This is a genomic window from Actinoplanes sp. NPDC023936, assembly GCF_040639325.1.
Lineage (GTDB): Bacteria > Actinomycetota > Actinomycetes > Mycobacteriales > Micromonosporaceae > Actinoplanes.
In genome coordinates, this window is record NZ_JBEZZR010000046.1 from 18,525 (window position 1) to 39,009 (window position 20,485).

General features: G+C 70.1%; 18 protein-coding genes. 7 read left to right on the forward strand and 11 right to left on the reverse strand.

Annotation, left to right across the window (positions count from 1 at the left end; all coding sequences use genetic code 11):
* Positions 1-78 precede the first annotated feature (78 nt).
* Positions 79-645: a DUF2510 domain-containing protein gene (locus tag AB0F72_RS36765; protein WP_360441871.1), complete on the reverse strand. Its 567-nt coding sequence runs from the start codon at positions 643-645 to the stop codon at positions 79-81.
* Between the two features lie 299 nt (positions 646-944).
* Positions 945-2,438 (reverse strand): M20/M25/M40 family metallo-hydrolase, encoded by a 1,494-nt coding sequence (locus AB0F72_RS36770; RefSeq protein WP_360441874.1) that lies wholly within the window; start codon positions 2,436-2,438, stop codon positions 945-947.
* A gap of 186 nt (positions 2,439-2,624) precedes the next feature.
* On the opposite strand from AB0F72_RS36770, the gene AB0F72_RS36775 reads away from it, so the two are divergent.
* The gene (locus AB0F72_RS36775; protein ID WP_360441877.1) at positions 2,625-4,226 is read left to right on the forward strand and encodes an alpha/beta hydrolase; all 1,602 of its coding nucleotides are present in this window, start codon (positions 2,625-2,627) and stop codon (positions 4,224-4,226) included.
* 68 nt (positions 4,227-4,294) lie between these two features.
* Here AB0F72_RS36775 and AB0F72_RS36780 read toward each other — a convergent pair whose 3' ends face one another.
* From AB0F72_RS36780 to AB0F72_RS36795, 4 genes are read right to left on the reverse strand one after another with little or no spacing between them, the layout of a single operon-like run.
* On the reverse strand, positions 4,295-5,071 hold the full coding sequence (locus tag AB0F72_RS36780) for an ABC transporter ATP-binding protein (protein ID WP_360441880.1): 777 nt from the start codon (positions 5,069-5,071) through the stop codon (positions 4,295-4,297).
* A 10-nt stretch (positions 5,072-5,081) separates the two neighbouring features.
* On the reverse strand, positions 5,082-5,849 hold the full coding sequence (locus AB0F72_RS36785; RefSeq protein ID WP_360441883.1) for an ABC transporter permease: 768 nt from the start codon (positions 5,847-5,849) through the stop codon (positions 5,082-5,084).
* Positions 5,846-6,649, reverse strand: coding sequence for an ABC transporter permease (locus AB0F72_RS36790; protein WP_360441886.1), 804 nt, complete (start codon positions 6,647-6,649; stop codon positions 5,846-5,848). Before AB0F72_RS36790 ends, AB0F72_RS36785 begins: the two co-directional genes overlap by 4 nt.
* Complete coding sequence (locus AB0F72_RS36795) at positions 6,646-7,614, reverse strand: ABC transporter substrate-binding protein (protein WP_360441889.1); 969 nt, start codon at positions 7,612-7,614, stop codon at positions 6,646-6,648. The genes AB0F72_RS36790 and AB0F72_RS36795 overlap by 4 nt, the downstream gene beginning before the upstream one ends.
* Before the next feature lie 100 nt (positions 7,615-7,714).
* On the opposite strand from AB0F72_RS36795, the gene AB0F72_RS36800 reads away from it, so the two are divergent.
* Together AB0F72_RS36800 and AB0F72_RS36805 are read left to right on the forward strand one after the other, a co-directional pair.
* Positions 7,715-8,491 (forward strand): IclR family transcriptional regulator C-terminal domain-containing protein, encoded by a 777-nt coding sequence (locus AB0F72_RS36800; protein ID WP_360441892.1) that lies wholly within the window; start codon positions 7,715-7,717, stop codon positions 8,489-8,491.
* A gap of 208 nt (positions 8,492-8,699) precedes the next feature.
* Positions 8,700-9,863, forward strand: a complete 1,164-nt coding sequence (locus AB0F72_RS36805; protein WP_360441895.1) for a TetR/AcrR family transcriptional regulator — start codon at positions 8,700-8,702, stop codon at positions 9,861-9,863.
* A gap of 1 nt (position 9,864) precedes the next feature.
* Here AB0F72_RS36805 and AB0F72_RS36810 read toward each other — a convergent pair whose 3' ends face one another.
* Together AB0F72_RS36810 and AB0F72_RS36815 are read right to left on the reverse strand one after the other, a co-directional pair.
* Complete coding sequence (locus AB0F72_RS36810) at positions 9,865-11,079, reverse strand: oxygenase MpaB family protein (protein WP_360441898.1); 1,215 nt, start codon at positions 11,077-11,079, stop codon at positions 9,865-9,867.
* Between the two features lie 391 nt (positions 11,080-11,470).
* Entirely contained in the window at positions 11,471-12,283 is an 813-nt protein-coding gene (locus AB0F72_RS36815) for a GNAT family N-acetyltransferase (RefSeq protein WP_360441901.1), read from the reverse strand.
* 642 nt (positions 12,284-12,925) lie between these two features.
* Here AB0F72_RS36815 and AB0F72_RS36820 point away from each other — a divergent pair.
* Both AB0F72_RS36820 and AB0F72_RS36825 read left to right on the forward strand, forming a co-directional pair.
* Entirely contained in the window at positions 12,926-13,690 is a 765-nt protein-coding gene (locus AB0F72_RS36820; RefSeq protein WP_360441903.1) for an ABC transporter ATP-binding protein, read from the forward strand.
* On the forward strand, positions 13,690-16,269 hold the full coding sequence (locus AB0F72_RS36825) for an FtsX-like permease family protein (RefSeq protein ID WP_360441906.1): 2,580 nt from the start codon (positions 13,690-13,692) through the stop codon (positions 16,267-16,269). Before AB0F72_RS36820 ends, AB0F72_RS36825 begins: the two co-directional genes overlap by 1 nt.
* Before the next feature lie 253 nt (positions 16,270-16,522).
* Here the strand turns inward: AB0F72_RS36825 and AB0F72_RS36830 are convergent, their stop codons facing one another.
* Together AB0F72_RS36830 and AB0F72_RS36835 are read right to left on the reverse strand one after the other, a co-directional pair.
* Positions 16,523-17,266, reverse strand: a complete 744-nt coding sequence (locus AB0F72_RS36830; RefSeq protein WP_360441909.1) for a hypothetical protein — start codon at positions 17,264-17,266, stop codon at positions 16,523-16,525.
* Between the two features lie 137 nt (positions 17,267-17,403).
* Positions 17,404-17,913, reverse strand: a complete 510-nt coding sequence (locus tag AB0F72_RS36835; protein ID WP_360441912.1) for a hypothetical protein — start codon at positions 17,911-17,913, stop codon at positions 17,404-17,406.
* Positions 17,914-17,995: 82 nt separating this feature from the next.
* Here AB0F72_RS36835 and AB0F72_RS36840 point away from each other — a divergent pair, with 82 nt between their 5' ends.
* Positions 17,996-18,763, forward strand: a complete 768-nt coding sequence (locus AB0F72_RS36840) for a hypothetical protein (RefSeq protein WP_360441914.1) — start codon at positions 17,996-17,998, stop codon at positions 18,761-18,763.
* Between the two features lie 26 nt (positions 18,764-18,789).
* Positions 18,790-19,335 carry a hypothetical protein gene (locus AB0F72_RS36845; protein WP_360441916.1) on the forward strand — a complete coding sequence of 182 codons (546 nt, stop codon included), beginning with the start codon at positions 18,790-18,792 and terminating at the stop codon, positions 19,333-19,335.
* Here AB0F72_RS36845 and AB0F72_RS36850 read toward each other — a convergent pair.
* Complete coding sequence (locus AB0F72_RS36850) at positions 19,318-20,472, reverse strand: 4-hydroxybenzoate 3-monooxygenase (RefSeq protein WP_360441919.1); 1,155 nt, start codon at positions 20,470-20,472, stop codon at positions 19,318-19,320. The two genes, AB0F72_RS36845 and AB0F72_RS36850, sit on opposite strands and share 18 nt — an antisense overlap.
* Between the last annotated feature and the right edge of the window lie 13 nt (positions 20,473-20,485).

Below are 20,485 nucleotides of genomic sequence, written 5' to 3' on the forward strand. Positions count from 1 at the left end.
CGTGTCCCGCACCCGGGATCGTGTGCCCGTGACCCCGCTCCGGCTTGCGGCTACGAACCGAACCGCCCGACAAGACGGTCAGAGAAGGTGGTTCAGGAGCACGACGAAGGCGATGTGGGTCAGCACTCCAGTGGCGCCGAGAACGATGGCGAGGGTGCCGGTTCGGCGGGAGTCGGTGAGCCCTCGGACGCCGAGGACGATCGCGAGGATCGAGCAGAGCAGCAGTGGGTTGATCAGCAGACTGACAGCCCCGACGATGACAGCCCGGTTCTTCGCCGAGCCCGCACGCGGATCAGCATCATCCAGCGGCAAACCCGGCCAGACCGGTGAATCGGGCGAATCGGGTAGGGGCGGCCCGTGCGGTGTGACAGGCGTCGTGTAGCCGAGTTGTGCGGACACCGCGTCGACGGGCTGCATGGTGTGACCACCCGCCGGAATGAACGCTCTCGCTGGAACCGTGGTGTGGGCGCCGGGCCACGGGTCGCCGGCCGGCCCGGAAGTGTGCGTCCCCGGCGGCACGACGTCAGCGCCGGGCTGGATGTGCGCGGTCCACTCCCGGCCGTCCCACCAGCGCAGAGCCGGTAGGCCGTGCGGGTCGGGGTACCAGCCGGCGGGCGCCCCCGACGGCTGCGCGGGACTGCTCATGGCGGTGCGTCCTTTCCGACCCGGCTGTGATTCCCGATCGGCCCCAGGCACGAACCTCTGAGGATTACCGCCCGCCGCCGGCCCGCCGAAGCGCGGGCAGCCGGCCCGAGGGAGCGCGGCCAGCCCGTCCCGAGGGAGCGCGGGCAGCCCGGCCCGAGGGAGCGCGGGCAGCCCGGCCCGAAGGAGCGCGGGCAGCCGGCCCGAAGGAGCGCGGGCCGGCTGCCCGACGAGGCGCGGCCCGACGGCTCAACCGAGCGCGGGCCGGTGGCTCCCGCCGGCGAGCGGCGGGAGCCCGACGGTCAGGACTGGGTGATCTTCAGGCTGTCGACGGCGGCCTCGACCAGCGAAGCCGTACCCGCGTCAGCCGCCTCCACCTGCAAGCGGATGGTCTGTCCCGCGTACCCGGAAAGGTTCGCCGACGTCGTCGCCCAGGCCGCCGCCTTGTTGCTGGCCGTGGCCGACTGGCTCAGCACCGTCGTGGTCGTCGAACCCGACACCACGCGCACCCGCAGGTAGTCGGCGCTGGTCGCGTTGTTCAGGTGAGCGAGGTACCACGACAGCGACAGCGTGAGCGTCCCCGACGACGGCAGGGTGACCGGCGGCGAGAGCAGCGAGGTGACACCTCCGTCCAGGTCGTTGGCTCCCGCGCTCGATCCTGCCGTAGCGCCGGTGACAAGGGCATAACTACCGCTGTTAACCGCATCGAGCTGCGTGGCGACGCCGGAGCTGCTGGTGGCGGCCGGGTTCCCGCGTTCCAAAAGCCCGGAGGTGGCGGTGTCGGCCGTCCCGCGCGTCCACGAGGTGGCCGTCTCCAGGTCGTCGGACCAGACCGTGGCGCCACCGGGCGACCCGGAGCCGGCCAGGGTCCACACCGCGTACGCGATGGCGTCCGAGTTCCGATCGAGGGCCGTGTCGTTGATGTTGGAGATCGTGTCGCAGGACGCGTGATAGCAGGGGTCGAACCGCGAGGCCGTCCCGCCCCAGAGCGCCACCTGCGCCGACGTCTTCGTCCCCTCGGCGCCGGTGAAGATGCCCCCGGCCGGGATCCCGGCGGAGATGAACGGCCCGTAGTCACTGCGCCCGTCGAAGTCGGTGCCCCGGGTGGGCACACCGATCGAGGAGAAGTACGCGGCGAGTGTCGCCTCGATCTGCGCCGACCCGGCCGGCCCCGGACCCGCCCCGGTGCCATCCGAGTTGTCCCCGTCGTACAGGAAATATCCGGGGTTGGGTGACCCGATCATGTCGAAGTTCAGGTAGCCCGTGATGGCCGACCGCTGCGCCGACGACAGCGAGTTGACATAGGCGGTGGACCCCCGCAGCCCCAGCTCCTCCGCGCCCCACCAGGCGAAGCGCAGGTGCCGGTCGGGCTGGAAGCCGGTCCGGGCCACCTGGAGCGCGACTTCGAGGATGCCGGCCGACCCGGACCCGTTGTCGTTGATGCCGGGTCCCGCCGTGACGCTGTCCAGGTGCCCGCCGATCATCAGCGTGTTGGACGTGTTGCCGCCGGGCCAGTCGGCGATCAGGTTGTAGCCGGTGGCGCCGTTGTAGGTGAACGACTGCCGGGTGGTGGTGAAGCCGGCCGCGTCGAGCAGGTTCTTCACGTAGGTGACCGAGGCGAGATAGCCGGGCCGGCCGTGTGCGCGGTTGCCACCGTTGGCGGTGGCGATGCTCTGCAGCTGCGTGAGGTGGGTCTTCACGTTGGCGAGCGAGATGTCCGGCGCCGCCTGAGCAACGGCAGCCGGGGCGGAGAGCAGACCGGCGATCAGCAGGCCGGCAACGGGGAACTGAAGCATGTCGATGAGGATCGCAGAGCGTGCAGGTCAACCCTTCATACCAATAGATACCTATCACCGTTTCCGAATCGCAATCGTAAAATCGATGTTGCTTGAGCAGCGCATCTCCATGGCTGGATGTTTAGAGTGCGGTGATCGCCCCTGAGTCGCGGCGACCACTGCGGCTCGACATACGGAAGGCATGGGATGCGAAGAATCCTTGCGGCCACCATCGCCGCATCCGTCGGTCTCCTGATCGGAGCCGGCGCGATCCCGGCCACGGCCTCTGCCCATGGCGCGGAGCCGGGTTACACCCCACCCCCGATCGACTGGGGGAAGTGCGCCAGCGCCGGGCTGAACGCCCGGGGCGCGGAGTGCGGTTTCCTGGTCGTTCCGCTGGACTACGCGAAGCCCAAGGGCACCAAGATCAAGATCGCGGTGTCCCGGATCAAGCACAAGTCCAGCGCAGCGCAGTACCAGGGCGTCATGCTCACCAACCCGGGCGGCCCCGGTGGTTCCGGGCTCACCCTGTCGGTCCTCGGTGAGTACGTGCCGGACAACGCCGGCAGCTACTTCGACTGGATCGGCTTCGACCCGCGCGGCGTCGGCTCCAGCGTTCCGTCGCTGACCTGCGACGTGAACTACGCCGGCTACAACCGGCCGTTCTACGTGCCGGTGACCAAGTCGCTGGAGAAGACCTGGCTGGCCAAGGCCAAGGGCTATGCGAAGGCCTGTGACTCCGCGGGCGGCGCGCTGCTCGACCATGTCAAGACCACCGACACCGTCGCCGACATGGAGAGCCTGCGGAAGGCCCTCGGCCAGAAGCAGATCAACTACTACGGCTTCTCGTACGGCACGTACCTCGGCCAGGTCTACGCCACGCTCCACCCGGACAAGGTGCGCAAGTTCGTCTGGGACGGCGTGGTGAACCCCGAGCGGGTCTGGTACGAGGCGAACCTCGACCAGGACATCCAGTTCGACAAGAACATGGACGTCTACTTCGCGTGGGTCGCCAAGTACGACTCGATCTACCACCTCGGCAGGACCGCCAAGGCCGTGAAGCAGAAGTACTACTCGACGCTCTACTCGCTGATCAAGAAGCCGGCCGCCGGCAAGATCGGCCCGGACGAGTGGAACGACATCTTCGTCTCGGCCGGTTATTACGTCTTCGGCTGGGAGTCGACGACCGAGGCGTTCGCCGCCTGGGTCAACGACAAGGACCCGTCGCTGCTGCTCGAGCAGTTCCCGGAGCCGGGCGCCGCGGGCTCCGACAACGGCTACGCGATGTACCTGGCGGTCCAGTGCACCGACGTCAAGTGGCCGACCAACTGGTCCAAGTGGCAGCGGGACAACTGGAAGATCCACGCCAAGCACCCGTTCATGGCGTGGAACAACGCCTGGTACAACGCCCCCTGCATCACCTGGGGCGCGAAGCCCGGCAAGCCGGTCGAGATCAAGGGCAAGAAGGCTCCGGAGATCCTGCTGATCGCCGAGACGAACGACGCGGCCACGCCGTACTCGGGCGCTCTCGCGGTTCGCAAGCTCTTCCCGAAGTCGGTCCTGGTCGAGGGTGTCGGCGGGACCACGCACTCCGGTTCGCTGAACGGGATCGCGTGCACCGACAACATCATCGCGGATTACCTGGCCACCGGCGAGCTGCCGGACCGGGTCCGCGGCAACCGGTCCGACGCCCAGTGTGACCCGGTTCCGCAGCCGGTTCCCGCGGGCGCGTCGGCGTCGACGTTCTCGAAGCGTTCGGCTCCGGCGGGTCTTCCGGCGGACGTTCGCGCCGAGATCGGCGTCCGTTAAAGATCAGAACCATGCGACGGCCCGGGCAGGAGATCCTGCCCGGGCCGTCTCTCACGCGTGGGTACGGGTTACCGAACCGCCGCCTTCTTGGCCAGCTGGATCTGCTCGTACACATGGGTGCGCAGTTCGACGAACCGCGGGTCGGCCCGGGTGTGCAGCTGATCCCGCTCGGCCGGCAGGTCGATCGTCAGCTCGTCCTGCACGACAGTGGGCGACGACGACAGCATCACCACCCGCCGGCCCAGGTAGACCGCCTCGTCGATGTCGTGCGTGACGAACAGGACCGTCACCTTGAGCCGCTGCCATAGCTTGCGGACCAGGTCCTCCAGGTCGGCCCGGGTCTGCGCGTCGACGGCCGCGAACGGCTCGTCCATCAGCAGCGTCTCCGGCTCGTAGGCGACCGCCCGCGCGATGGCGACGCGCTGCTGCATGCCGCCGGAGAGCTGCCACGGGTACGCCGACTCGGTGCCGGTGAGCCCGACCGCGTCGAGCGCCTCCTCGACCAGCTCCCTGCGGCGGGACCTGGCGACCTTCTTCTGCTTCAGCGGCAGTTCGACGTTGTCCCGCACGCTCATCCAGGGGAACAGGCTGCGCCCGTACTCCTGGAAGACGACCGCCATGCCCGGCGGCGGGCCGGCGACCGCCTTGCCGTTGACCTTGACGTCCCCGGACGTCGGGTCGAGCAGGCCGGAGATGCAGCGCAGCAGTGTCGTCTTGCCGCAGCCGGACGGCCCGACCAGGCAGACCAGGTCGCCGTTGTCCACGGTGAACGTGAGATCGCGGAGAGCCTCCACCTCCCGGCTCCCGGAGCGGTAGACCTTCTTCAGGCCTTTTACCTCAAGCATCGTGGCCCTCCTAGCCGGCCCGGCGCTGCGCCTCGCGCAGCCCCTCGTACCACCGCAGCGCCCGCTTCTCGGCGAGCCGGAACATCAACGACAGCGCGAAGCCGAGCAGGCCGAGCAGGATGATCCCGCTCCACATCTCGGGGATCGCGAAGCTGCGCTGGAACTGCACGATGGTGAAGCCGAGACCGTTGCTGGCCGCGAACATCTCGCTGATCACCATCAGGATGATCGCGATGGAGAGCGCCTGGCGCAGCCCCGCCGCGATCTGCGGTCCCGCCGACGGCAGGATCACCTTGGTGATCCGGGCCGGCCCGGTCACCCCGTACGACCGTGCGGTCTCCAGCACCACACCGTCCACCGCGCGGACGCCCTCCACCGTGTTCAGCAGGATCGGCCAGACGCAGCCGAAGACGATCACGATGACCTTCATGGTGTCGCCGATGCCGGCGAACAGCATGATCACCGGCACCAGGACCGGCGGCGGGATGGCCCGGAAGAACTCCAGCAGCGGCTCGGCGGCGTACCGGAGGCGGCGGTTGAGGCCGATCGCGAGACCCAGGCCGATGCCGAGGACCGCCGCGAGCAGATATCCGGCGAGGAGCCGCAGCAGGCTCGGCAGGACGTCGGCCTTCAGCGCCTCCAGGGTCCAGGTGTTGGCGAAAGCGGTCAGGATGTCGGCGAGCGGGGGAGCGTAGAAGCTCTCGCTGTCCGCGCTGAGCACCCACCACCCGGCGAACAGCAGCAGCGGCAGGGCCAGGGCGTAGAGCACCTTCTTCACGCCAGGACCTCCCCGCGTATCGACTGGTGCCAGGCGAGCAGGCGGCGCTCGCCGGTACGAGCCAGCAGGTTGATCAGCACGCCGAGGATGCCGGTGACGACGATCAGCGCGTACATGGTCGGCACGGCCTCGGAGGCCTGGGCCACGGCGATGTCCTTGCCCAGTCCCGGCGACCCGATCACCAGTTCGGCGGTGATCGCCAGGATCAGCGCCACCGACGCGGCGAGCCGGACGCCGGTGAAGACGTACGGCAGGGCGGTCGGCCAGAGCACGTGCCGGACCCGGGCGGCCGCCGAGAACCGGTAGCTGCGGGCGGTCTCGTAGGCGACCGGGTCCATGTCGGCCACGCCGTAGAGCACCTGGACGAGCACCTGCCAGAAGGCCGCGTAGCAGATCAGCAGCAGCGAGGAGCCGATCTCCGTACCGTAGAGAAGCACCGCGAGGGGGATCAGCGCGACCGACGGGATCGGCCGCAGGAACTCCACCGTGGACGCGGTCAGGTCTCGCAGCAGCGGCACCGACCCGATCCCGAAACCGGCGAGCACGCCGGCGCTGACCGCGATCAGCAGACCCCAGCCCCAGGCCACCAGCGTGTCCTTCAGCGAGATCCAGAACTGCGAGGTCCCGGCCTCGGCGGCGAGCGCCGAGAAGATCGCGCTGGTCGGCGGCAGGTACCGCTCGTCCACCACCCCGAGCGTCGGCAGCAGTTGCACGATAAGGAGCAACCCGGCCAGGCCGGCCACACCCAGGAATGCGGGGTGGCCCAGCCAGGCCGGGCTGCTGCGACGAGCCGAGGTCACGGGAGCAGCTTCTCCAGGTCCGGGGTGCCGGAGAAGATGCCGTCCTGCTCGCCGAGCTTGGCGAGGGTCTCGACCGACGCCGTGTTGATCTCGGCGGGCCACTTCGGCAGGACCAGGGCGGCGCGGTTCTTCTCGTCGATCTTGGTGTAGTCGGCGAGGATGGTGCGGACCGCGTCCGGGTTGGCGTCGGCGTACGCCAGCGACTCGTTGATCGCCTCGGTGAACCGCTTGACCAGGTCCGGGTCCTTGCCGATCAGCTCCGTGGAGGCGAAGTACGCGGCCACCGACAGGTTCGGCGCGGCGTCCACGAACGTCGACGCCACCTCGCGGCCACCGGCGGCCTTGATCGCGGTGAGCGTCGGCTCGACCACCCACGCGGCGTCGACCTGGCCGCCGTCGAGCGCGGCCGGCATGTTCGGGAACGGCATCTCGACGAACTCGATCTTCGCCGGGTCGCCACCGGCCTTGCGGACCGACTCGCGGGTGACGGTGTCACCGATGTTCTTGAGCGTGTTCACCGAGACCTTCTTGCCGGCCAGGTCGGCGGCCGTCTTGATCGCACTGTCGCCCTTGACCACCACGGCGCCGAAGTCCTTGGCCTGCACGCCGGTGGAGGCGACGCCCGCGGCGACGGCCTTGATCGGCACGTTCTTGGTCTGGGCGATCATCAGCGAGGTCCAGTTGCTGAAGCCGAACTGGAACTGGCCGCTCACCACGCCGGGGACGATGGCCGCGCCGCCCTGGCCGGCCTCCATGGTCAGCTCGATGTTCCGCTTGCTGAAGAAGCCCTGCTTCTGGCCCAGGTAGATGGGCGCCACGTCGATGATCGGGATGACACCGACCTTGACCTTGTCGACGCTGCCGCTGTCGCCGCCGGCGGAATCGGAGTCACTGGAGGTGCCGCACGCCGTCAGGGTGCCGGCGAGGGCCACCGCCACCATCCCCGCGAGGAGTCGCCGCCGCATATTTACTCCTTAGAAATCTGTGCGCATGACGAACATGAGTTCTCATGAAGAACGCTATGATGTGCTCCGTGTCACGTCAACGATTGGTTTCGATCATCTGATGCCGCGGGAACCGTACTACGTGCAGTCGCTGGAGCGCGGTCTCGCGGTGATCCGTGCATTCGACGCACAACATCGCGAACTGACCCTCAGTGACGTGGCCCGGGCCTGCGGACTGACCCGTGCGGCAGCCCGCCGCTTCCTGCTCACGCTCACCGATCTGGGGTACGTGCGGACCGACGGCCGGCTGTTCTCGCTGGCACCGCGGGTTCTCGATCTGGGGTACTCGTTCCTCTCCAGCCTCTCCCTGCCGGAGGTCGCCGAGCCGCACCTGGAGCGCCTGGTGGCCCGGGTGCACGAGTCGTCGTCATTGTCAGTGCTGGACGGGGACGACGTGGTTTACGTGGCTCGTGTCCCAACCAGCAGGATCATGCGGGTCGCGATCAATGTCGGGACCCGCTTCCCGGCGTACGCGACGTCGATGGGCCGGGTGCTGCTCGCCGCACTCTCGGAGACCGAGCTGGACGCGTACCTGGCAAGGGCGAAGCTGGAACCACTGACCGACCGCACCATCGCCTCGCCCGGCGCGCTCCGCGCCGAGATCGCGCGGGTCCGCGCCCAGGGGCACGCCCTCGTCGACCAGGAGCTGGAAGAGGGCCTGCGCTCGCTCGCCGCGCCGATCCGGGACCGCAACGGGGTGGCGGCCGGCGCGGTCAACGTGTCCATCCACGCCGCGCGGGCCACCGTGGACGAGATCCGGGAGCGGCTGCTGCCGCCGCTGCTCGAGGCCGCCGCGGCCATCGAGGCGGACCTGCGGATCGGAACCCCGGGTAGGTGAACGGCCGCACGGTTCGGTGATCGTCGACGGGCCGCTTCTGCGGGCCGGACACCTGCGCGAACGCCGGTTCCGCCAGGCGCCGGGCCGGCATGTCGGCCGCTCGGCCGAGCAGCCCGTTCCGGCGCGGTCGCGCTGATCCCGGCCCGGATCGCTGTGATTGACTAGCAGCTATGGTCATGTGCCCGCCCCCGTCTGCCCGAGTGAACCGGTGACCGCCGGGCCGGCCGCGGCGACTCGCCCGCACAACCGTAAGCAGCTCATCGTCGAAGCAGCCGGTCAGGTGTTCAGCGAGCGCGGCTACCACGCCGCCTCGATGGAGGAGATCGCCGCCGGCGTGGGGATCAGCGCCGCCGCGCTGTACCGGCACTTCCCGAACAAGTACGCGCTGTTCGCCGAGTGCGCGAACGTGATGGTGGACCGGCTCGTCGCGGCGCTCGACGAGGTGCCGCCCGAGACGTCGCTGACCGAGGTGCTCGCCGCGCTCGTCCGGGTCACGGTCTCCCACCGCGCGTCCGGCGGCCTGTACCGCTGGGAGGCCCGTTACCTCGACCGCGACGACCGCCGGCTGCTGCGCACCAAGTTCGCCCAGGTCGTGGACCGGGTGACCGAGGTGGTCCGGCGGGAGCGCCCGATGCCCGGCGAGCGCCTGCGCGCGGTGGCGGCGCTCGGGGCGATCGGGTCCGTGACGATGCACCACACGACGATCGCCCAGCGACGGCTCGAGGACCTGCTGCTGGAGTCCGCGATGCGGGTGGTCGCCACCGATCCGTCCGCCGCGGTGGGCAGCGCCGGGCTGGTCGAGCTGCCGGCGCAGCCGGTGCCGCGGACCCGGCGTGCCGAGATCCTGGCCGCGGCCATTCCGCTGTTCGCCCGCGACGGCTTCGCGAACGTGACGAACGGGCAGATCGCCCAGGCGGTCGGGCTGGCCCCGTCCGCGATCTACCGGCACTACCCCGGCAAGGTCGACATCCTGGTGGCCGCGTGCCTGCAAGCGGCGGGCCTGCTGGCCCAGGCGGTGGACCGGAGTCTCGATCAGGCGGCCGACCCGCGGCAGACGGTCGTCGCGCTGACCGCCGCGTACGTCGCCTACAGCTTCGAGCACAACGCGCTCAACAGCGTCGCCGAAGCCGAGGTCCGCGGCCTGCCGGCCGACCTGCGGCGGCCCCTGCTGGTCGCCCAGCGCGAGCACATCGCGGTCTGGGAGCAGCAGCTCCGTTCGGCCCGCCCGGAGCTGGATCCGCGTCAGGCCCGGCTGCTCGCGCACGCCGGGTTCGGTGTGGTGGTGGAGGCCGGGCGTGCCCTGCGCTGGCAGGACACGCCCGGCAACCGGGACGCGGTCACCGCGCTGGTGACCGGCGCCCTGACGGTGTGACCTAGGCTCCCGGGCGGTTCCCGGTCGGAATGGTGATCGGTGTGTACGTCGCCGACGTCCCGTTGTTGAGGAACAGCATCGCCAGCCCGCGGACGAACCGGTCGAAGAGCGAGAAGGTGGTCGGCAGGATCGGCGACAGGCCCTCGCGGAACGCGACGTAGGTGGGCCAGCCGACCTCGATGAGGGTACGCGAGGCGTAGTCCCGCGGCAGCTTCAGCCAGTCGCCGATCTTGTCGCTCAGAACGTACCGGGCGAACTCGCGCTGGAAGCCGCGGGTGACGCCGAGGTCGATCTCGGAGACCAGGTTGAGCAGGATGTCGGCCAGGTCCACGCCCTCCGGTGTGGACGCCATGATCGGGGTCAGCGCGTACGCCGACTGCTGCTTGGCCGCGGCCCAGCTCGCCGGGATGAAGTCGTCCCGGACACCGAGCAGGTGCAGCGCGACCTGCCACTGGTGCAGGTACGCCTCCTCCTCCGCGGCCGACATCCGGATGCCCCACTGCTTGAGCTTGCCGTACACATAGGTGCCGAGGCTGTGGAAGGTGACCAGGATGTCGCCGTTGCTGATCGGGATGAAGTCCTGGTCGTCGGTGACCGCCCGCCAGTGCGACGACTGGGGCAGCAGGTGCCGCACCGCCGCGTGGGTCAGCCGCGTCTTGTTGGACGTGACGACGAAACCGCCGGAGGGCTGGAACGCGTCGAGCGCGCTCAGGTCGTACCCATAGGTGAAGGTCTTGGCCGCGCGCGCCTTCATGTCGCCGCCGCCCTCGGACCAGTAGACGTTGCGCGCCTCGCGCGGGATCACCGTGCTCATGATCCCGCTGCCCAGTCCGTAGAGGAGGAACAGGTACATGCTCATCCGCTTGTTGAACTGGGCCGCGCGGGCCAGCTTGGTCTGGTCGGCCCAGGCCGGCAGCTTGTTGTGCCGCTGCAGCCACGCGGTGAGATCGGCGGGCACGCCGGCCGGCAGCGCGTCACCGTTGCGCCGCCACGACGCGAACGCGGTGTTCACGGCCGGGATCTGACCGTTCTCCAGCAGCGAGGCGAGCAGCGGATCGGTGTCGTCGTCCCAGACACCCCAGGGGTCGGTGACCGTGTCAGTTCCGGCGATCGAGCCGGCGGACGACCAGCCCCATGCAGCGGAGGGGGCCGCGGCGCCGGCGATGCCCAGTGCGGCACCGAGGGTCAGAACGCTTCTTCTGCTGAGATTTTGCATTCGCTTACCTGCTTCCTGTCCAGGTGTAACGTGCAGATTTCACCGTACGCCGGACTGTGATTTTCCATTAACATAGCGGCGGCTGGCGTCATCGGCAAGACTCGATGTTTTCGCCGGTCGGCAGTTAGGTGGGCCTAACTGGTGGGCGTTTCCAGCCACGTGGTGCGGGCTTGTCGGCGGGGGTGATCGTCGCGGCGCCCGCCTCACCGGTGGTCCCGGCGTGCGGCTCGGTCTGGACGGCCAAGATCCCGGGGTCCGCCCGCAGCCCTGGCTCCTGCAGGTGTGAGCCCCGAATTCGTTACTCGGTGTGCCGGCATCCGGGATAAAGGCGGCGCTTCGCGGAAAGCTGCGGACGCTCCAGGCCCCACGGCGACCGCGTGACGGCGCGGGGTTACCCCTCGGAGAGGGGCACCAGCGGGAGGAAGTCGGCTCGGCGGCACTCCGCCAGCAGCTGCCGCAGCCGGCCGTCGTCGCCCTTGCCGCCCGCGTGGACCTCGCCAACCTCGTGGCCTTCCAGCCGGGCGAAGTAGCGCACCAGGAAGTCCGTGACGATCGTGCTCCGAATCCGGTCCGTCGTGGGACTCACCACGTCGTCGGACTCGATCACCAGCAGGAGCAGGCCGCTCAGGCGTCCCGCGCCCGGCGAGAGCTCAGGCAAGAGGTAAGGAACTGGGACGCGGCGCCCGCCGAACCCGGCGTAGAGCCGCAACCGCGCGTCGTCATCGCCGTAGTCAGCGGCGGCGTCCTCATTCCCGGCGCGGTCGTCTCCACGCTCCAGTGGGTCGTCTCCAGGCTCCAGTGGGTCGTCTCCCGGCTCGAGCGGGTCGTCTCCCGGGCGAAGCGGGTCCTCGGCCTCGGCGAAGACGACATGGGGCCGGAGTGTCGCCCGCCAGTGCGGCCCCGCGACGGCGACGAGCCGGCGGCCGATGCCGCTGCCGCGCAGGTCGGGCCGGACGGCGAAATAGCAGAGCAGCGCCGCCCGGATGTCGCCGAACCACTCCAGGAAGAGCGCGCCCACCGGCTCCCCGTCCGGCGTCACAGCGATCGCCCCGTGCAGCTCGTCCGCGGCCAGCACCCGCCGCAGCCTCTCCAGCGGTTCACGCTCGGCGGGGCTGAAGCTCGGCGCGATCACCGTGTCGTAGAGCCGGCGCAAGATGCCCGCGTCCGGCTCGCCGTCGAGGAAGCGGATCGACACGTCTTCCACGAGAAGGCACCCCCAGCCGGCCCGGTCACTGCGGAGCGCAACCCTACAGCGCCGCCGCCCAATGCGGACAGACCACGGGTTGAGCGGGCCCTGATCTCAATGCCGCCACTGACCGCCCGCAGTCCCCGCCTTCGGGTGCACGATCGCGGCGTCGGTATCCCGGACGACTCGCCGGGCCATCACCCCGCCGTCACCCTAGGTGGCCGGTGACGCGGAGCGCTGTGGGGTCTGCGGCAATGTGTGGGGCCTGGAGCGTCTACAGGTTCCCTCAAAGCGCGATCTCTACCTCGGATGCAGGCACCTAAGGTGACGGTCACGGGCGATACGCCTGTCGCCGCCTGGACCAAAGTGTCTTTGGCTCGCCCGGCGAAGTCGTCAGCCGCCCGCCGACGCGGACTGTCAACGAGACGACGATCAATACGTCCGGCCGGCACGTGGGGATTAGGCTTGGCCGGGCCACGGGGCGCCGGCGGTGACGCCGGGCAGACAACCAACCCCGGTCCGGTGCGTCCGCGGGTTGCGTTCCTTCTCCCACACGCCGGACCGGCCGTCGCGTGACGTACGCCGGAACTGTCGCCGCACAACCCACCTCGACCACCGGCGGCGGTCACCGCCCATCAGCGTGTGCCGAAGGAGTTACGAGTGGATGCGACGGAGGTCGCCGCCCGTGCGACCGACCTGTATAAGACGTACGGCAGTGGAGAAGCGCAGGTCATCGCCCTGCGCGAGGTGAACGTCGAGCTGGAGCGCAGCCGGTTCACCGCCATCATGGGGCCCTCCGGGTCCGGCAAGTCGACGCTCATGCACTGCCTGGCCGGCCTGGACTCGGTCAGCCGCGGCCAGGTCCACATCGGCGACACCCAGGTCACCGGCCTCGGCGACGCCGGACTGACCAAGCTGCGCCGGGACAAGGTCGGCTTCATCTTCCAGCAGTTCAATCTGCTGCCCACCCTCACCGCCGCCGAGAACATCCTGCTGCCCCTGTCCATCGCCGGTCGCAAGCCGGACCGGGAGTGGTACGACACCGTCATCGACACCGTCAACCTGCGTGACCGCCTCGGCCACCGCCCCGCCCAGCTCTCCGGCGGGCAACAGCAGCGCGTGGCCTGCGCCCGTGCCCTGGTCGCCCGGCCCGAGGTCGTCTTCGCGGACGAACCCACCGGTAACCTCGACAGCCGCTCCGGTGCCGAGATCCTCTCCTTCCTGCGCAGGTCGGTGCGCGACTACGGCCAGACCATCGTCATGGTCACCCACGATCCGAACGCAGCGAGCTACGCCGACCGGGTGATCTTCCTCGCCGACGGCCAGATCGTCGACGAGATGCGTGACCCCACTGCCGAGGCGGTGCTCGACAGGCTCAAGGGCCTCGACACTCCCGCCGCCGCGACGGCGAAAGGCGAGCGCTGATGCTGCGCGCCAGCCTTCGCGGGCTGTTCTCCCGCAAACTGCGGCTGACCCTGGCGCTGGCGGCGATCCTGCTGGGCACCGGCTTCCTGTCCGGGGCGTTCGTGCTCACCGACTCTGTCAGCGCCCGCTTCGAGAAGCTGTTCACCTCCATCAACCAGAACGTGGCCGTACAGATCAGCGCAACCGAGGAGTCGACCGAGGACGGCGAGCCGCCGCTGCTGACCCGGGAGCAGCTCGACCGGCTGCGGGTCCCCGGCGCGGCGGCGGTCCAGGGCGACGTGAGCGCTCTGGGCGTGGTCCCGTTCGACGTGCGCGACGGCGACCCGGTCACCACCTCCGGGGCGCCGCAGATCGGCGGCGGGGTCACCGGCGACGACCCGTTCGCGCTGGTCGGCATCGCCGAGGGACGGTGGCCGACGCAGGACGGCGAGACGGCGATCAGCCGCTTCACCGCCGAGCAGACGCATGCCGCCGTCGGTGACCGGCTCAAGATCTACCTGCCGCGGGTCAACGAGGCCCGGGAGTTCTCGGTGGTGGGCGTCGTCACGTACAGCGGCGACCGGGACTCGCTGGCCGGCGAGACGCTCGTGCTGTTGCCGGAGGCGCAGGCCCAGGAGATCTTCTACGGCCGGACCGGGGTGTACTCCGGGGCGTTCCTCGCCGCCGACCAGGGCGTCTCGTCCGAGCAGCTGCGCGACCGGGTGGCCCCGCTGCTCCCCGCCGAGTTCGAGGCCATGACGGGGGAGCAGGCCAACGAGGAGCAGGCGAACGCGGTGAACGAGGGCCTGTCGCAGCTCAGCAGATACTTCTTCGGGCCGTTCGCGATCGTCGCGGTGCTCGTCGGCATCTTCCTAATCTTCAACACGTTCAACATCGTGGTCGCGCAGCGGGCCCGGGAACTGGCATTGATGCGCGCGATGGGCGCGAGCTGGGTGCAGGTTGCCGGCTCCGTGCTGGTGGAGGCCGTGCTGGTGGGGCTGGTCGGCGCCACCCTGGGCCTGCTGGCCGGCATCGGGCTCGGGTACGCGGGCAGCGCGCTGCTGACCGGCCTGCTCGGCGTCGACCTGCCGGGCGGCGGCGTCCGCGTCGGCGCGACCCCGATCGTGCTGGCGTACACGGTCGGTGTCCTTGTCACGGTCTTCTCGGCGCTGGTGCCGGCGGTGAAGGCGTCGAGAGTGCCACCACTGGCGGCGATGCGCGAGGTGGCCCGGCCGGACAAGCCGCTGCGGAGGCTGTCGATCGTGGGCGCGGCACTGGCGGTGCCGGGCGCCGCGCTGGTGGGCTTCGGCCTGACCGGTGCCGGAGACCTGACGCTCCCCGCGCTGCTGCTCGGTGTCGGGCTGGTCTTCCTCGGTGTGGCGCTGCTGTCACCGCTGCTCACCCGGCCCTTGGCCGGCCTCATCGGCCGGGCTGTCGGCTGGGGGACCAGCGGCAAGCTGGGCGTCCGCAACGCGCTGCGCAACCCGCGGCGTACGGCGGTCACGGCGGCGGCCCTGATGATCGGCGTCACGCTGGTGAGCGCGGCCAGCGTGGTCGGCGCCTCGTTCAAGACCACCATCGACCAGCAGGTCAACTCGTCCATCGGCGCGGACGTCATCGTGCAGACCAACCAGACGCAGGGCCCGCCGACCGGCGAGACCGGCTTCTCGGCGGCGGCGATGCAGCAGGTCCGCGAGGTGCCCGAGGTGGAGCGGGCGCTGTCGCTGTTCGTCACCATCGACGCGGAGATCGAGGGGCAGACCAACCAGTCGCTGGGTCTTGCCGCCGTCGACCAGGACTTCACGGTGGCGGCCGACATGTTCGGGATGTCGCCGGTCGCCGGCGACCTCGGCGCGTTCGGCGAGGGCGAGTTCGTGACCGACGAGAACACCGCCGACGCGCGTGGCTGGCAGGTCGGCGACCAGGTGCCGATCACGCTGAGCAAGGGCGGCGAGCGGCAGTACCGGCTGGTCGGCACGTTCGAGAGCACGCCGATCCTGACCGGCACGCTGTTCCTGCCGCAGTCGGCGGTGGGCGACTTCGCCGGGCCGCTGGCCAACCAGGGGTACGTCGACCTCGCCGAGAGCGCTGACGCCGCGGTCGTGACCGGGCAGATCGAGCAGATCATGTCGGACTTCCCGCTCGTCACCGTCGGTGACCGGTCCAGCCTCGTGGAGCAGTTCAACTCGTTCGTCGACATCGCCCTGACGATCGTCATCGTGCTGCTCGGCCTGGCGATCCTCATCGCCCTGCTGGGCATTCTGAACACGCTGCTGCTGAGCATCTACGAGCGGACCCGCGAGCTCGGCATGCTGCGGGCGGTCGGGCTCAGCCGCTTCGGCGTCATGCGCATGGTCGGCACCGAGTCGGTCGTGATGGCCATCTTCGGCTGCCTGCTGGGAATCGTGGTCGGTCTGGGGCTCGGGGTCGCCCTGTCCGCGGCCCTGATCGACATCGACTTCCTCAGCACGATCTCGGTGCCCTGGGCCAGCCTGGCGGCGTTCGTTCTGGTCGCGGCATTCGCCGGGGTGGTCGCCGCGCTGTGGCCGGCCTGGCGGGCGGCCCGGCTCAACGTGCTGGAGGCCATCGCCTACGAGTGATCCACGCTTCCTGCGGACGCGCGTCGCCGCACCCATGTTCGCGGAGCCCGCCGGACCGCACGCGGTGGTGACGATGGGTCACCGCAACGGCGGAGCGTCGCGGCTTTGCGTCATTCTGCGGGGCCCAGGACGTCCGCACCTTTCCGCGAAGCGCCGGATTCACCCCGGATGCCGGCACCTGAGGTGACGATCAACGCGCTCGACCCGACGACCGCCCACGCGCGCTGACCCGAATTCCACACGCTCCGGGGCATCACCCGCTGCGTGTGGATTTGAGGTGCGGAGCGCACCCGAACTCCACACGCTCCGGGGCGGGCGCCGGCCGCGGCGGCCGGGAGGCGCCGCCGGACCAGATCGACGCGTTCAGGGCTGCCCACGCCACCCCCAGCGCCACCGCGGCCACCGTCTCGCTGGTGCGGCTCCAGCCCAGGTAGATCCACGAGCCCGCGCAGAACACCACGATCGCCGCGGCGGCCGTCCAGACCGTGACCTTCCACCGCCACGGCAGACCCCGCGCCACCAGCCAGGCGAGCAGGCCGGCGGCCGCTGCCACCTGGGCGGTCTGCCCTGCGGACATGGTGGCCAGGGCGAGCGCGGCGGAGTCCAGCGGCAGCGGGCCGCCGAACTCGTACGGCGTCGGGAAGACCAGGGTCTCGGCGGCGCGCCAGCCGGGCGGGACCGTCATCGCCAGCACCACGGCCAGGATCACGGCGGGCAGCACCGGCCCGAAAGCGCTGCCGAGCGACCGCCACGTGACGGGGCGGCGGAGGGAACGGATCAGGGACACCGCCACGGCCACGGCGATCAGGGCCTCGGGCACGAGGGTGGTCGCGGTTTCCAGGGCTGCCAGGTAGCCGTCCGACGTCCATTGACCGCGCATCCAGGTGGCTATCGACGCGTCGGTCGCCGCCAGGCCGGAGAAGCGGACCACGGCGGGGACCGCGACGACCAGCAGGACGGCCACGGCGACCAGGAAACCGAGGCTCAGCGATGCCATTGCCATGGGATGCGACCGGAAACCCGGAAGATCGCGGGACGGGGTGAATCTGCGCATGGCAACGGCCATGGCGCGTACCGGATCGGGGTTTTGACCCAACCAGCGGCCCGCGAGGATCAGTCCGAGAATGAGCATCGTCAGCGCGGCAAGCGCGCCTGCCGCGCGCCCTGCGCGCGCCGCGAGAACGTCGTAGCTTGCGCCGGCCGCGTAGCTTGCGCCCACCATCCAGAGAGCCCAGAGGCTTGCCGCCGGCGTGTGCCACGCAAAGAACCGATTGGGGGTACGCCGTTACGCGCGGCCAAGCGAGGCATGAGGGTACGGGCGCCGACCACCCACTGGCCGAAAAAGACCGCGCGACCGCCGAACCGTGCGAAGAGCCGTTCGGTGCGTTCCGCGTGCCGTCCCATGCCGGGGAAGGCGCCCCGGCGGTACGCGATGTTGCCCCCGAGCACTGCCGACGCGACCGCCACCAGCAGTGCCGGGACCACGTCGACGACGCCGGCGTTGGCGAGCAGGCCCATCGCGATGAGCGCTGTCGCGGCCGGCAGGACGAGCCCGGCGAGCAGGGCGGTCTCCAGCGTGACGAGCGCGCCGGCCACCAGATAGACCACGATCGGTGGAAGCCCCCCGAGCAAATCCTCGATCATGGAGACGACCGTAGGGGTTGGACTGCGGCGGGGGATCGGTGAAGCTCCTTAGGACATCCACCGATATCTCCTAGGAGTGACGATGCAGCCGACGTTGCGCCGCCTGGACGAACTCGCCACCATCCTCGCTGACCGGGACGACACCCTCGCGGTGCTCGGCCTCGGCTCGGCAGGCGCTCAGCGGGCCCGGCTGGATGAGCACTCCGACCTGGATTTCTTCGTGATCGTCGAGGACGACGCGCGGTGGCGGTACGTGGAACGGATCGACTGGCTGGAAGCGCCGTGTCCGCTGCTGTTCAGCTTCGCCCACGAGCGTAACGGCCGCAAGGCGCTCTATGCCGACGGCGTCTACGCGGAGTACCTGGTGCTGACCGCCACCGAGCTGACCCGGATCCCGTTCGGGGCGGCGCGGGTGGTGTGGCGGCGGGCGGACGCGCCGGCCGGGCTGGCCCAGTCGGAGGCGCCGATGCCCCGCACGCCGTATGACACAGTCGATTTCCACCTCAACGAGGCGCTCACCAACCTCTATGTCGGTCTGCACCGTGAGCTGCGCGGGGAGCGGCTGAGCGCGGCCCGGTTCATCCAGTCGCACGCGGTCGACCGGGTCATCTCGCTGATGCGGCTGAGCAGCGGGGACGCGCCCTATCGGGACCCGTTCGACGTCACGCGGCGGGTGGAGCGGGCCTATCCGGCGGACGTGCTGCCGCTGGCCGCGATGGTTCCGGGGTACGCGCACAACGCGGCAGCCGCCCGGACGATCTTCCAGTGGCTCGGCAAGCGCTATCCGGTGCAGCCCGGGATCGGCGCGGCCGTCACCGCGTTGCTGACCCGTTTGGGGGATTACTCCTGATCTCCGCAACGAGGACGGTCTATGTCATGGCGGATGTGGTTCCGAAATGGAGAGCGGTCGTCCTCGACTTCGTCGAGCGGGGCGGGTGGTCGGCCGGCCAGGTCTTCTTCGCGACGCTGCTGGCCGGCGGGATCGGCTCGGTCGCCGAGCTGCCGTGGACGGAAGCGCTCACGCTCGCGGCCAGCGCCTTCGTCTCGTCGGTGGTGCTGACCGGCGTGCAGTACCTGTCGAAACAGACCAACCTGGCGTTCTGGCCGGATCTGATCGTCCGGCTGGGCAAGACGTTCCTCAGCTCGCTGTCGGCCTCGATCCTGGCCGGCGCGTTCGACGTGACGACGTTCGACTGGGAGACCGCCCTCAACGTGGCGTTCCTGGCGACGGTCGCGTCGCTCGGCAAGGGGCTGCTGGCCCGGGAGCCGGCCGCGGCGAACGGGCAGGTGCCGCCGGACGCGTCGCCGTCGACACTGCCGACCGGCACCTACCGCGAGGCCGTCGATCACGCGCCGGCCCCGCCCACGATCGACGCGACGAACCCGCCGGCGTCCGGGGACTCCTCAGTATCCGATCGGTAGCCCGGCATAGTTCTCGGCGAGGCCGGTCGCCCCGGCCTCGCTGTTCGCCACCCACTTGAGCTGCGACAACTGCAGCTGGGCGTCGAACGGGTCGCCGGACGTGTGCAGCATCGTCGTCATCCACCAGGAGAAGTGCGTGCACCGCCAGACCCGGCGCTGCGCGTCGTCGGAATAGCTGTCGGCGAGACGCGCGTCGCCCTCCTTGATCTGCGCGATCAGGGCCTTGCTGAGTAGCGCCACGTCGGCGATCGCCAGGTTGAGGCCCTTCGCGCCGGTCGGCGGGACGATGTGCGCGGCGTCGCCGGCGAGGAACAGGTTGCCGTGCCGCATCGGGGTCTGCACGTAACTGCGCATCGGCAGCACGCTCTTGTCGGTGATCGGGCCGGGGGTGAGCTTCCAGCCGTTCTGACCGTGGCCGAGGCGGGTGGCGAGCTCGTCCCAGATCCGGTCGTCGGACCACGACTGCGGGTCGGTGCCGTTCGGGACCTGGAGGTAGAGGCGGCTCACCGTGGCGGAGCGCATCGAGTGCAGGGCGAAGCCGTTGGGGTGCCAGGCGTAGATGAGCTCGTCGGTGGAGGGCGCGACGTCGGCGAGGATCCCGAGCCAGGAGTAGGGGTAGGTCTTCTCGTATTTCTCCGCCGCTCGCACGGCGTTCCGGCTGGGCCCGAAGGAGCCGTCGCAGCCGGCGATGGCAGCCGCGTCCAGCCGCTGGGACTGTCCCGACTTGTCGATGAACGTCACGTGATCGTCGTGCAGCTGGACGTCCGTGACCTCATAGTGGATCTCCTGACCGGCCGCCGCCCGCGCTGTGATCAGGTCCTTCTGGACCTCGGTCTGGCCGTAGACCCACACACTGCGCCCGGCCAGGTTCACGAAGTCCAGGTGGTGCCGCTCGCCGGGCCACTGCAGATAGATCCCGCGGTGGTGATCGCCCTCGGTGCGGATCCGAGCCCCGAGCCCGGCTTGCTCGAGCAACTCGACGCTGGAGTGTTCCAGGATGCCGGCGCGGATCCGGGCCGCGACGTACTCCTCGGAGCGGGTCTCGAGGACCACCGATTCCACCCCGCCCTGGGCGAGGAGGTGGGAAAGAAGCAGGCCGGCCGGGCCGGCGCCGATGATGGCGACCTGGGTACGCATGCCCCCAGCGTTC

Bases quoted from the DNA above. Each gene is read 5' to 3' on its own strand.
- AB0F72_RS36840 (WP_360441914.1), top strand. From the start codon at position 17,996: ATGCAGCCGACGTTGCGCCGCCTGGACGAACTCGCCACCATCCTCGCT.
- AB0F72_RS36800 (WP_360441892.1), top strand. From the start codon at position 7,715: ATGCCGCGGGAACCGTACTACGTGCAGTCGCTGGAGCGCGGTCTCGCG.
- AB0F72_RS36835 (WP_360441912.1), bottom strand. From the start codon at position 17,913: ATGATCGAGGATTTGCTCGGGGGGCTTCCACCGATCGTGGTCTATCTG.
- AB0F72_RS36775 (WP_360441877.1), top strand. From the start codon at position 2,625: ATGCGAAGAATCCTTGCGGCCACCATCGCCGCATCCGTCGGTCTCCTG.
- AB0F72_RS36850 (WP_360441919.1), bottom strand. From the start codon at position 20,472: ATGCGTACCCAGGTCGCCATCATCGGCGCCGGCCCGGCCGGCCTGCTT.
- AB0F72_RS36825 (WP_360441906.1), top strand. From the start codon at position 13,690: ATGCTGCGCGCCAGCCTTCGCGGGCTGTTCTCCCGCAAACTGCGGCTG.
- AB0F72_RS36795 (WP_360441889.1), bottom strand. From the start codon at position 7,614: ATGCGGCGGCGACTCCTCGCGGGGATGGTGGCGGTGGCCCTCGCCGGC.
- AB0F72_RS36830 (WP_360441909.1), bottom strand. From the start codon at position 17,266: ATGGCATCGCTGAGCCTCGGTTTCCTGGTCGCCGTGGCCGTCCTGCTG.
- AB0F72_RS36770 (WP_360441874.1), bottom strand. From the start codon at position 2,438: ATGCTTCAGTTCCCCGTTGCCGGCCTGCTGATCGCCGGTCTGCTCTCC.
- AB0F72_RS36765 (WP_360441871.1), bottom strand. From the start codon at position 645: ATGAGCAGTCCCGCGCAGCCGTCGGGGGCGCCCGCCGGCTGGTACCCC.
- AB0F72_RS36780 (WP_360441880.1), bottom strand. From the start codon at position 5,071: ATGCTTGAGGTAAAAGGCCTGAAGAAGGTCTACCGCTCCGGGAGCCGG.
- AB0F72_RS36845 (WP_360441916.1), top strand. From the start codon at position 18,790: ATGGCGGATGTGGTTCCGAAATGGAGAGCGGTCGTCCTCGACTTCGTC.
- AB0F72_RS36810 (WP_360441898.1), bottom strand. From the start codon at position 11,079: ATGCAAAATCTCAGCAGAAGAAGCGTTCTGACCCTCGGTGCCGCACTG.